A 13,258-nucleotide genomic window follows, 5' to 3' on the forward strand; every position below is an offset into this window, starting at 1 on the left:
ACAGTCGTATATAACACCATCTAGCTTTTATAATTTTAGCAACAAAGTTTCACTAAAGCCTCTCCTTAATAGAATGGAAGATTAAATGCTAAATTTGTACCGTATAGAAGAGAACATTCTCTCTATACGGTATTTTTTATTGTTAATCTTTTTCCTATCATATAATAATTAGCTCTCTTGTTGAATGTGTTAATCGCTCACTACCGTTATCTGTTATGACAATGTCATCTTCAATTCTTACGCCACCAAGATGAGGAATATAAATTCCAGGTTCTACAGTTATAATCATGTTTGGGTGTAAAACATGATCAGCTATGGTTGATAAAAAAGGAAGTTCATGTAAATCTAAACCAAGACCATGACCAGTCCCGTGACCAAAATACTCTCCATAACCTCTTTCAGTAATGTAATCTCTAACAATTTTATCACCCGCTTTACATGATAAACCTGGCTTCATTCCTTTTACACCTAACGACAGTGCCTCTTTAACGATAGAATAAATTTCTTTTAATTGTTCATCAGGCTCACCTATAGCAATCGTACGAGTAATATCTGATCGATATCCATTATAAAGAGCTCCAAAGTCTAGCGTTACCATCTCTCCATACTCAATAATCTTTGGGCTGGCAACACCGTGTGGAAATGCAGACCGATACCCCGATGCTACTATCGTATCAAATGATGATGAGTCTGCTCCTTGCTTTCGCATAAATATTTCTAATTCATTAGCTACCTCTTTCTCGCTAATACCTGGGCGTATATAATTTAGTATATGATTAAATGCCCTATCAGCAATCTTCGCTGCTGTTTTAATCGTATCAATTTCTTCATCTGTTTTTATCATTCTTAACTTTTCAATAATCCCTGATGTTGGAACTAGCTGAGGGGAAAGTGTTTCTTCATATTTTTTATATGCACCAAATGAAAGATGCTCTTGTTCGAATCCTAACTTCTTAATACCCATAAGCTCCGACTGCATCGACACGCTATTAGTGATCTCATTTATCGTGTTACTTTTGTGTTTAACAATGTCAAACCCAGTTGCCTGTTTGGTCGCTTGCTCTACATAACGAAAATCCACATGTAACTTAGCTTCATCTGCTGAAATAAGTACAACTCCAGCCGAACCAGTAAAACCTGTTATATATCTCCTATTTTGAGCACTAGTTATAAGAAGTCCATCTAAATTTAGTTCTAGAAGAAGTTTCCTAAGTTCTTTATGTTTATCCATCATATCTCCCTCTCTTTTTTATTAGGCACTTTTCGTAAGGATCTTCTCATAAACGTTCTTTAATTTTTCAACTTACATTTGAGTTACTGATGTGTACACGACATGATTTTTTAGTTTATAGAAGAAAAGATGCCCCTACCGGTAGTTATATTCTGTACAACTCTTATAACGGGAAGCAATAATTAATGCGAAAACAGCCTTTCGTAACTTCTATTGATTTTTACATCCTGCATCTTAGTCATTGATGTCAATGATATGATTTTTATAGGTCATTAGAGCAGAAAAGATACAACGAATGCTAGTTGTTTACGTGTTTATTCTTAGTTTGATAAACAACAATCATTGCGAAAAAAAACCTCTACTAAAACTATATATGCAGTTATTATGCCAAGCAGCCAACATTTGCCCAATTCACTTGAATTCCTTTAACACTAAAAAAATACGAGAGCAAGCTATCAACTTTCGTGACTACCGAGTCTCTCTTAAGACTCAAAATTTAATAATAAAAGCACCATCGTTAACTAGAAAACTTCTAAAAAATTACAGTGTAAAAAAAACTTTACAACACTTTGTACTTGCTGTATAAATTAGTAGATATATTTTTTCTTTCGTAATTATTAGAAATTTTAGATTTTTCATATCATTATACTTCATAATTATGGTAATATTAAGATACTTATATAAATAGGACTGATGACGAGTGAATGTACAAGACTTTATTCATAATAGGAACAAATTTTTAAGTAAATTGCTAGCCATTGTTTACGCAATAGAAATTGCTATCTCCATTTATATAAATGAGTTTCACACTATCATGCTTATTGGACTAGCCCTACTTTTTTTAATATATAGCTTTATAATCCTAGCTGCCAATCCAACTTTGACGATGTATGTAATCATCATTTCATTGTTCACATATTTTTTTGTCTTAAACTTCTTCTCACCAAACAGTGGGAACTATTTTCTAATCATATTTGGGATCATAGTCACCACTCTTTATCATCAGGTTCTACCCATCATTTTTTCTGGGGCTATTGCTAGCAGCATGCTAATATTTTTCTTTATAACGAATTACGAAGAAAATTTTGCAGCTCCTTCGGCCACAACAGATATCTATTTCGGTTATTTTACAGTATTAACTACGATATTTTTTATTTTTTTGGCTATTAATACGAGGCAGCTCTGGTTAAGTGCCCAACATAGCGAGCAAATATTGAAGCAGCAACTGATATCTATTCAAGAATACTTTCAATCATTTTTCGAAAATTCAAACGATGCTATACTGTTATTAGATATTAACGGGACTATAATTATGATGAACGATGCATTTGAACGAATTTACGGCTGGAGCTACGAGGAAGCTGTAGGATTTCACATTGAAAAAATTACCTACAAACGAGAAGAACGGAATGAATTATTACAACGAGTCCTATCTGGAGAAAGGATTGTTGCATTACCATTCAGTGATGAAGGTAAACATGGGAAGAAAATAGAGGCTGAAATTACATTATCGCCCATTTACAATGATCAACAGGTAATCATAGCTATTTCAGTCATAGCCAGAGACATTAGTAGTAAAAAGGAAACAGAAGCACGGCTTATTCAATCTGAAAAACTGGCAGTAGTAGGTGAAATGGCCGCAGGAGTTGCACATGAAATCCGTAACCCATTAACAGTCATATCAGGGTTCATGAAAATTATAGATAGTGATAAAAATAATCCGTATAAATATTATTCCAAATTAATATTAGATGAACTCAAGCGAATAAACTTGATTATTAGTGAATTTTTAATTTTAGCCAAGCCACAGGCAGTGAAATACGAACAAGTAAAGATCAATACAATTATAGAAGATGTCATTTTACTGTTTCAATCAGAGTGTAATTTACGTGACGTCAATATCCATTACGAGAATTCAAATAAATCTACTCTCCTTACATGTGAGGCGAACCAGTTAAAGCAAGTGTTCATAAATTTATTAAAAAACTCCATCGAAGCAATGCCAACAGGTGGTACTATTCACTTAGTGTGCACGAGCACAAGTAATAACCTCCTTATAGAAGTACAAGATAATGGGCAAGGTATACCAAGTTCAATTATTGAGAATATCGGTAACCCGTTTTTCACTACGAAAGAAAGTGGGACAGGTCTTGGTATGATGATTAGCCAAAAGATTATTCAAGACCACAAAGGAGAACTATCTATTACTAGCAAAGAGAATGAAGGAACAACTGTAACAGTCCGGCTTCCACTACAGTAAATGTATGTTTTGATTGTGAACAATATTATATTATTTTCATCTAATCATTTCTCTTTTAACATCTGTTGTCTTAGTTAACTATTACCTTTTTCATGTATCACCTCAAACTCTTTATTACGTATTTCAACATTAGCAAAACCCTTTTCCAAATGTTGTTGCAATTTCTCTAGTATTAATACAGCAGATTGGAGTATGTACGAATGTCATCGAAAAATGTCCAAGCGATAGATAATTTTTGTATATGAGTTTTCATCCAACGACCAACATCAACGATACAGCTTCTATAAATACCCGCTAAGTTAGCGGGTATATTTGTTAATCTATTATATATTTGAGTAAGTTTATGAATATTTTATAGATGTCAAGCAAGCAGTCCTCAACTTCAAACCGCAACATCCCTAACCTAGTAGTCAATATTTCATACTTCTGTAATCCAAAATATAAAAAAGACCTCATAATCTATGAGATCTTTTTTTATCTACTTCACCCTTACTGCTCATCACTTGGTTATACTTTTTTGGAATAATCTTAATATAAGAGAAAATATGATCTAATTTTTCAATTCGTGTTTTCTTCTGTTCTAGATGTTTTACCTTGTTCATATGATTATGGGTGAGGTGTTTACATGAAGAGCATACATATATGTTTGTTATTTACTTCCTACATTATTCTATTCTTTAATGGTTCAACACTCGGTTTTTTCCTATTCAAGTTATTAGATGCAAAATATGGTTACTTCTTCTTCAGTACACTTTCTTACTTTGGATCGTTACTTGCACTGATTGCTTACCATATTTATAAGAAGAATTCATTTTACTGCACAATGTCTTACTTCGTTAATATTATTATAGGCTTGTATCCTGCTCTATTTTTAATTAATGCAAAATATTTTTTTCACAACTTACTCAAATAAATTTTATAATTGAAGTTTAATCACTACAATTGACTCTTAAAAGAGTGTGTCTAATCATATTTAAATATGGTTAATATCCTTTGTAATATAACTTATTAACAGCTCTTTAAGATTGTAACAAACCATTATAGTCATCATAAAGTGAAAATGTAGCTATACATTAGTTCTTTCATGTTGGTCAGTTAATATTTGAGGTCCATCTTTAGTAATTGCAATAGTATGCTCATATTGTGCTGATAGACTCCCATCAATCGTACGGGCAGTCCAATGATTATCATCCATTTTTGACTGCCAGGTACCAACATTTACCATAGGTTCTATAGTGATTACCATACCTTCCTTTAACCTCAAACCTTTATGTGGTAAACCAAAGTGAGGCACTTGAGGCTCCTCGTGAATAGTTGGTCCAATTCCGTGTCCGACAAATTCACGTACGACTGAAAACCCCTCATTTTCGACAAATGTTTGAATAGCATGACCGATATCTCCCATTCTATTCCCGATATGTGCCTTTTCAATTCCTTTATACATAGCTTCTTTCGTTACGGATAGTAATTTTTCTGTTTTGTCATTGATTTGTCCAACTGCATATGTCCATGCCGAATCTGCTAATCCCCCATCCAAATTAACGACCATATCAATCGTTACAATGTCTCCATCATTTAGAGGCTTCTTGCGAGGAAATCCATGACAAATTTCATCATTAATAGATGCACAAGTAGCAAACTCGTAACCACGAAATCCTTTTTGTTCAGGAGTAGCTCCGTGCTCCTTTAAATATCTTTCAACGAATTGGTCAATTTCATATGTTGATATACCTGGTTTAATTAGTTTTGCAATCTCTTTATGACATGAAACTAATAAAGCACCTGCCTTTTCCATTAATGCTATTTCTCTAGATGTTTTTAACTGAATCATCGCATGTCTCCTTTTCTGTTTACTTCTCTTATATTCATATTGTTATGATTTACAAAATGTCACCAAAGACTAGGTTTTTTCTCTTATGGAGTTTTCTTATTATTGTTAATTATAACAACAAGTTGAGGTTATTAGCGAACTGTTAATGAGAAGAAATGTGCCACATGCATAAGTTAGTATGCTTGTTTATCTCTAAGTACGAAAAAAAATCAACCATTGTAAAAGAGGCTGTTGTATAGATCAACAGCCTCTAAACACATTACAACGATTACAACTTTTTATCTTCTACTCCACTTAACCATGCATCAATTTCCCCTACAACTGATTGTACACAGCCCTCTTCAAAAGGAGATTTTAAATTTGCTACTTTCACAAGGTTTGTAAATGATTGGCTTCCTCCCTGTTTGCAAAGATGAACATAATCATTCCAAGCAGATTGCTGATCCTCTCTTGACTTTTTCCAAAATTGGAAAGCACAAATTTGCGCTAGCGTATAATCAATATAATAAAACGGAGTTTGATATATGTGACTTTGACGTTGCCAAAAACCACCTTGTTCTAAATATTCATTACCATCATAATCTCGATGTGGTAAATATTTTTTTTCTAACTCTCTCCAAGCCAACTTCCTTTCTTTCGGTGTAGCCTCTGGATTTTCATAAATAAAATGTTGGAATTCATCAACTGCTACTCCGTAAGGGAGAAATAGTAACGCTTCACTTAAATGAGAGAATTTATACTTTTCCGTATCTTCTTCGAAGAACAGTTCCATCCAAGGCCAAGTGAAAAACTCCATACTCATTGAATGTATTTCACAAGCCTCATAAGTAGGCCAATTATATTCTGTCATCTCAAAATTTCTAGACTCATATCCTTGAAATGCATGACCTGCTTCATGAGTTAGAACATCTATATCACCAGAAGTCCCATTAAAGTTAGAAAAGATAAATGGTGCCTTATAGTTTGGAATATATGAACAATATCCCCCACTTGCTTTCCCTTTTTTAGCAACAAGATCCATTAAATTATTATCAATCATAAAATTGAAAAACTCGTTTGTTTCAGGTGATAATTCTTCATACATTTTCTTCCCGTTATTTATAATCCATTCTGGGCTTCCTTTTGGAGTTGCATTACCAGTTTTATATTGAAAACCCTCATCAAAATATTTTAAAGTATCAACACCGATGCGCTCTTGTTGACGTTCTCGTAATTTGGTAGCTAACGGTACAATGTATTCCTTCACTTGATCTCGGAAATTTTTCACCATATCTGCATTATAATCAGTTCTTGTCATTCGATAATACCCTAGCTCAACAAAATTCTTATACCCGAGTTTTACAGCAATATCTGTACGTACTTTTACTAACTTATCGTATAATTCATCCAATTGTTCAGCATGCTCTTTGTAGAAGCCAAATCGTGCTTCGTTTGCCTTCTTTCTCATATCTCGGTCAGTAGATTCAGCAAACGGACCTAGTTGAGCAAGGGTACGTTCTTCCCCTTCAAACATGATTTTTGCAGAAGCTATTAACTTTGTATATTCTGTACTCAACTTATTTTCTAATTGTAAATCTTCTACTACTTCAGGAGAAAATGTTTTTAATTCAGCATCAGCTAATGCAAATAATTGCTTACCCCACTTCTCCTCAAGCTCAACTCTAAACTTAGAATTGACAAGCTCTTTGTAATAATCTGATACAAACCCTTGAAGTAGCGGTTGAACTTCATCCAAATAATCTTGCTCTTGTTTGTAAAATTCGTCCTCTGTATCAATACTATGACGGATATAACAAATGTTAAACATAGAAAGCACATCATTACGAATTTTGTTAAAATCGTTCATCGCAATTCCTTGCTCATCTACGTTACTAGCATTTTTAAATTTGTTAATAGCCATTTGAAATTGGGCTTCAATTTCTTTCATATTAGGGCGTTCGTATGTATAAGTTTCAAATTTCATATTTTCCCCACCTTATTTTTATTTTGAACCACTTCTACTATTCTACATAGTTTATGAAAGTCCTTCTAAACACTATTCGAAAAATATGAATTTAATTCCGAAAAAAACAGACTGTAAATTACGAATATTTTGTAAAATATAAATGCCTTCTGTATGCACACGAATAATTGAAGCCATATGAAAATAATGTTATTCTTTGTGAATTTTTCTCACTAAGTATGATAGGATAAGAACGAATAATTAAGAAAGTTGCAATTATTATAAAGGTTTTTTATTTTAAAGGAGGATTAAGAAATGCACGAATTAGACTTGCACCACATTTTTGAACTTGGCATGATTTTAATCATGCTTGCGGCAGGAATAACTGCAATAGCAAAAAAGTTTAAGCAACCGTATCCAATTGCGCTTGTTATTGTAGGTACTATTATTGGGTTAGTAAATATCCCTGTACTTGAACCATTGAAGCAGTTTATTACCGAAGGAGAAGTGTTCAACTTTGTTATCATTACATTGTTTCTACCTGCTTTATTAGGAGAAGCTGCACTGAAACTCCCATACACACATTTGTTGGAAAATAAAAAGCCCATTATTGCATTAGCATTTGGCGGAACCTTTTTGTCTTTCCTTATCATTGGTTTTTCATCCCATTACTTGTTAAATTTATCTATACCTGCGGCCTTCGTATTCGCCGCATTAATGAGTGCTACAGACCCTGTAAGTGTATTATCAATATTTAAAAGTGTTGGTGTTAAAAAACGCCTTGCTACTGTAATTGAAGGTGAATCTCTTTTTAATGATGGCTTAGCAGTTGTTCTATTTAATATTTCTGCATTTTATTTACTCTCTTATATTGATCAAGGTTGGGTAGGCGCCGGCCTAGGTGCTTGGGAATTTGTCAAGGTAATCTCACTAGGACTTATAATTGGTGGTTCATTAGGATTTGCCTTCTCACTATTAACTAAATATTTTGATGATTATCCCCTTGAAATTATTTTTAGTATTATTTTATTTTACGGATCGTTTTTATTAGCTGAAAGCGTTCATGCTTCAGGAGTTATCGCAGTAGTTGTAGCTTCACTTATCTTCGGTAATTATGGATCAAAAATAGGGATGAGCCCAACTACAAAACTAAATATTAATAATTTTTGGGATGTCGCCGCGTTACTTGCCAATTCACTTGTCTTTTTAATGGTCGGGTTGGAAATAACAAGAATAGACCTAACTGACAGATGGGGTATGATTGGATTAGCATTGCTCATCGTATTAATTGGTCGAAGTATTGCGGTCTATACTAGTTTATCAATCGTCAGAAATTTCCCAGCAAATTGGAAGCATGTGTTGAATTGGGGAGGATTAAAAGGGTCTCTATCCATTGCACTCGTATTAAGCTTACCTCGTGACTTTACCGGACGAGAAGATATCTTAATTCTGGCATTCAGTGTTGTACTATTTTCCCTTGTATTTCAAGGTTTAACAATTAAGCCACTTATAAAAAAACTAGGGGTTATTTCTACTAGAAAAGGTTCTGATGATTATGAAAGATATTTAGCCCAACTATACCGATACCAAGCATCAAAGGATGAGCTATATAATGTTAAATCTAAACTATATATCCCTCATCCAGTTTACAAGGAGTTATTAGCTACTTATGACGCACATATAGAAAATATACAGAAAGATCTTAACCAATTATTTAAGGAACACCCTGAATTAAAAGAAAACCAAATGGCTGCTTTAAAAAAACACATTCTATATGTGGAGCATGAAGCCATTAGTCGACTTGAAAAAGAAGACATTATTTCAGCTGAGATTAGGACAGCAGTACAAGAAACGATTACAAACGAACTTGTGAAGCTAGAAGAAAAATAACGAAGCTCTATAAAATTTTGCTCGATATACAAATTACAACAATGTAAAGCAACGCTGTTGTAAAAAATGTAGCAAGTATCAAACTGTTTTCGTATAGAATGTTATTTTTCGAACTAAAAAGTATGTACGTGCACACTATAGTTAGTGGTATCTTTTTTTCTATAAAACAATGACTGTTGAATAAAATGACTTTTATATCTTCCATTTTAGGAACTATAGCAACACAGTTTACGAAAAGAGCTAATCAAAAACTAAATTATGATCATTGTGTATAAAAATCACCTCGTATTACAAACTATTTAGTAGTTGTTTAACTCCAAGACGAGGTGATTTTTTTAATGGTACAAATTTTACGACATGAAGTTGAAACACATGGAAACAACACAACAATTACAGTTTATGTAAATGAGCACCGAACAGAATTTGCAACAGAATTTGAATCGAAGCAAAATAATGATAAAAATGATTTAGAAGAAAGTGTACAGAACTATGTCAAAAAGAGATTTCCAAACCTAAAAAAAGCTACTGTTAAAGTCGTTGTTGGCTCAATGCTTGTTACATCCTTTGCAGTTAGTCCAGCCTTAGGGATAATTGGAGGAGGAAATCAAGCTGAAGCAGCTGAAGCAGAAGAAGAGACTGAAGAGGCACTTGAAAGTAATTTTTCAGATGTTTCTCTCGAAAATATGGATGAAGAAACTGTTTCAGCTATTAACGATTTAGTAGATATGGGTGTCATCACCGGATATGAAGATGGCACATTCCAACCTTGGGAAGATATTTCAAGGCAGCATGCAGCTGTAATGTTTGTTAGAATGATGGAATTGGATACAACTGATGTTGAGGACCCAGGGTTTGAAGATGTAGACCCAGATGATTTGTATTACAAAGAAATTGCAGCTGCTGTTGAAGCTGGATTATTCATAAAAGCAGAGAATTTTAATCCGACTGCTACTTTTACACGGGGTCAAGCTGCTACTGTTTTAGTTAGAGCATTTGATTTAGAAGGTGATAAAACGACACCATTTACAGATATAACAGATAGTGGTCACGATGATATGATTGGAATTTTATTCAATAACGGTATAACCAAAGGAACAACTGAATCAACATTTTCACCACATTCCGAAGTAAAACGATCACAATTCGCTCTATTTTTGTTTAGAACTTTTCAATTAGATGAAGTAGATGATGATACGATTGGTGAAGCTAATCCTGATGATGAGGGTAATGTCGACGACGAGGCTGGTAACCCTGACGACGAGGCCGGTAATCCTGATGATGAGGGCAATGTTCCTGATGATGAGGCCGGTAACCCTGACGACGAGGCCGGTAATCCTGATGATGAGGGCAATGTTCCTGATGATGAGGGTAATGTTCCTGATGATGAGGGTAATGTTCCTGATGATGAGGCCGGTAATCCTGATGATGAGGGTAATGTTCCTGATGATGAGGGCAATGTTCCTGATGATGAGGGTAATGTTCCTGATGATGAGGGTAATGTTCCTGATGATGAGGGTAATGTTCCTGATGATGAGGAAAACGTCTAGGGTAAGTCTGCAACAGACGAAAAAAATACATGTGGGTGGAAACAAAATATTGTTTCCACCCACTTTATTATACCATTTTATAGCTTTTTCTTTTAGATTTGATATAATACTATACGTATGTTTAAAACAAGGGGCAGGTATATCTTGAAGAAAAAACGTGGAGTATTTAAACACATTTATTTATATATTTTATTAGTAATCATTCCATCAATATTAATTATTACGATAGTAATTAACTATGTTGTAGATGACTTAAAAAAAGATTTGTATGATGAGACGAAAGAGATTGTCAAATTTCATGAAAATCATATAGACAGTTTTATCGGAGAGGCAAAAGTTAGTTTAGAAACGCTTGCATTAGTCTATAACAATTTGGATGAGAGTGAAAGTAATTTAACACAAATTTTACAAAATACGCAACAAAAAGACCCTCGATTTGATGGATTGTATTTTGTGAATAAAAGTGGAGTTATCACAGTAGGCTCAACTGCGATGCTTGAGAATGTTCCAATCTACGATCGAGAATACTTTCTAGAAGCACAAAAAACTAAAAAAACAACAATCTCAAAATCCCTTTTTAGTAGAGTTAGTGGTGATGAAGTCATAGTAGTTATCACACCTATAACACAAAACAAGGATGAAATAAAAGGTTATTTATTAGCGAGTTTACGTCTTAATTACATGGAAAATGTCATGAATCAGTTAACTCCGAATATGATTATTAAAGTTTCTGATTCCAATCAGCCATTTTTATTTGGGACGAAGCAAGCTAAAAATATTAACGAACCTTTCCCAATTAAAGAACAATTTAATGAAGTACCTTGGGTCATAGAAGCTCAACCTCTAGCTTTGGAGAAAAAAGAGCTCATTCAAACAAGTTTGTTAATTATAGGGCTTACGTTCTTTTTTACTAATATCATATTTTTATTTGGAGAATATATTTTACTTAAAAGAAAAGCCAAAGTTGAACGCCTACAGAATGATGCTCAAAAGCTTGAGTTGGTAGGAGCATTAGCAGCAAGTACTGCACATGAGATTCGCAACCCTTTAACTGGTATAAAAGGGCTCATTCAACTGTTAAGTGAAAAATATAAAAACAAAGAAGATCAATATTATTTCTCTGTTATCCAAACAGAAATTAATAGAATTAATGAAATTTCAAGTGAATTTTTAGTTCTTGGAAAACCTACTATTCAAAAAAATGAAAAGTATTGCCTAGTAGATATTTTAGATGAACTTGACCCTATTCTGCGCTCAGAAGCAAATTTATATAATGTAGAGCTAGATGTTATTACGCCAACACATAAAGTTTATGTGCGCCTTTCAAAAGATCATATTAAACAAGTCATATTAAATCTAACAAAAAATGCTCTTGAATCGATAAAGAATGATGGACGAATTAAAATACAATTATGTACAAGAGATAAATTCTGTAAACTTGAGATCACAGATAATGGAAAAGGTATGCCGGAAGAGGTATTATCGAAAGTATTCACACCATTTTTTACAATGAAGGATAAAGGGACTGGTCTTGGCCTTGTCGTATGTAAAAGGATCGTTAATATGTATAACGGACATATAAAGATTCATAGTATTGAAAACAAAGGGACGACCGTTGAGATTTTATTCCCATTATGTACATCTAAGAAGTAGCATTCCTTCCTAGCAGAATCTCAAAAGTAAGAAAGTAGGTGAATTTGTTGTGTCTAATACACACCTAGAATTCAATGTACTTATAGGTGCAAATAAACCAGAAAATATAATAAATAAAAATGCATCATGTCCATTCTGTGATCGTGATAGCTTGGAAAATATTATAGACGATGATGGGTCAATCATTCTACTAAAGAATAAATATCCAGTTCTAAAAGACGCATATCAAACCGTAATAATTGAAACCGATGAATGTCACTCAGAACTTTCAACTTATTCTAAAGATCATTTGTATCGACTCTTATCCTTCAGCTTAAAGCATTGGATAAAATTAATGAACACAAACGAATATCAGTCAGTCATATTTTTTAAAAACCATGGTCCATATTCGGGTGGATCGTTAAGACACCCACATATGCAAATTGTAGGTCTTAATGATGTTGATTACTCACAAAATGTTTCAATAAAGGATTTCGAAGGCATTCCTATTGCTTCAAAAGATGGTGTTTTGTTCAATATTTCATCCTTTCCTCGAATGGGGTTTGTTGAATTAAATATCAAGTTACCATCTTTTGAGAAACATTTAGTCATGGCAGATTATATCCAAATAGCAACTCATTATGTTTTAAATCACTTTCACAAAAACTGTAATAGTTATAATCTTTTTTTCTATTATGTAGAAAATGAGATATACGCTAAAGTCATTCCACGGTTTACTACATCGCCGTTGTTTGTTGGATATTCAATTCCACAAGTTTCAAATCAAACTTCAACAATAGTAAAAAATATACAAGAAAAATATTTTAAATGACTTGCTTATGTTACACAACAATAATAAATGTGAACTTTTTCTGAAAATTTAAAAAATGTGATATGAAAATTGTATTTTTTGTCATATAATATA

The 13,258-nt window shown here is 33.3% G+C and carries 8 protein-coding genes; 5 read left to right on the top strand and 3 right to left on the bottom strand.

The window, feature by feature from the left end; translation table 11 throughout:
* Nucleotides 1–157: 157 nt before the first annotated feature.
* Nucleotides 158–1,231 (bottom strand): aminopeptidase P family protein, encoded by a 1,074-nt coding sequence (locus SLH52_RS11215; protein WP_320209366.1) that lies wholly within the window; start codon nucleotides 1,229–1,231, stop codon nucleotides 158–160.
* 700 nt (nucleotides 1,232–1,931) lie between these two features.
* Here SLH52_RS11215 and SLH52_RS11220 point away from each other — a divergent pair.
* Nucleotides 1,932–3,491 carry an ATP-binding protein gene (locus tag SLH52_RS11220; RefSeq protein ID WP_320209367.1) on the top strand — a complete coding sequence of 520 codons (1,560 nt, stop codon included), beginning with the start codon at nucleotides 1,932–1,934 and terminating at the stop codon, nucleotides 3,489–3,491.
* Nucleotides 3,492–4,557: 1,066 nt separating this feature from the next.
* Here the strand turns inward: SLH52_RS11220 and map are convergent.
* Nucleotides 4,558–5,322 carry a type I methionyl aminopeptidase gene (gene map, locus SLH52_RS11225; RefSeq protein WP_320209368.1) on the bottom strand — a complete coding sequence of 255 codons (765 nt, stop codon included), beginning with the start codon at nucleotides 5,320–5,322 and terminating at the stop codon, nucleotides 4,558–4,560.
* Nucleotides 5,323–5,590: 268 nt separating this feature from the next.
* Nucleotides 5,591–7,285, bottom strand: coding sequence for a M3 family oligoendopeptidase (locus SLH52_RS11230; protein WP_320209369.1), 1,695 nt, complete (start codon nucleotides 7,283–7,285; stop codon nucleotides 5,591–5,593).
* Nucleotides 7,286–7,579: 294 nt separating this feature from the next.
* Between SLH52_RS11230 and SLH52_RS11235 the strand changes: the two genes are divergently transcribed.
* The 4 genes from SLH52_RS11235 to SLH52_RS11250 all read left to right on the top strand — a co-directional run bounded on the left by SLH52_RS11235 (nucleotide 7,580) and on the right by SLH52_RS11250 (nucleotide 13,165).
* On the top strand, nucleotides 7,580–9,154 hold the full coding sequence (locus SLH52_RS11235) for a cation:proton antiporter (protein ID WP_320209370.1): 1,575 nt from the start codon (nucleotides 7,580–7,582) through the stop codon (nucleotides 9,152–9,154).
* A 338-nt stretch (nucleotides 9,155–9,492) separates the two neighbouring features.
* Nucleotides 9,493–10,701, top strand: a complete 1,209-nt coding sequence (locus tag SLH52_RS11240; protein ID WP_320209371.1) for an S-layer homology domain-containing protein — start codon at nucleotides 9,493–9,495, stop codon at nucleotides 10,699–10,701.
* 144 nt (nucleotides 10,702–10,845) lie between these two features.
* Complete coding sequence (locus tag SLH52_RS11245) at nucleotides 10,846–12,354, top strand: ATP-binding protein (RefSeq protein WP_320209372.1); 1,509 nt, start codon at nucleotides 10,846–10,848, stop codon at nucleotides 12,352–12,354.
* Nucleotides 12,355–12,403: 49 nt separating this feature from the next.
* Entirely contained in the window at nucleotides 12,404–13,165 is a 762-nt protein-coding gene (locus tag SLH52_RS11250; RefSeq protein ID WP_320209373.1) for a DUF4931 domain-containing protein, read from the top strand.
* Nucleotides 13,166–13,258: the final 93 nt, after the last annotated feature.

The sequence above is a fragment of the Cytobacillus sp. IB215665 genome (assembly GCF_033963835.1).
Lineage (GTDB): Bacteria > Bacillota > Bacilli > Bacillales > SM2101 > Nanhaiella.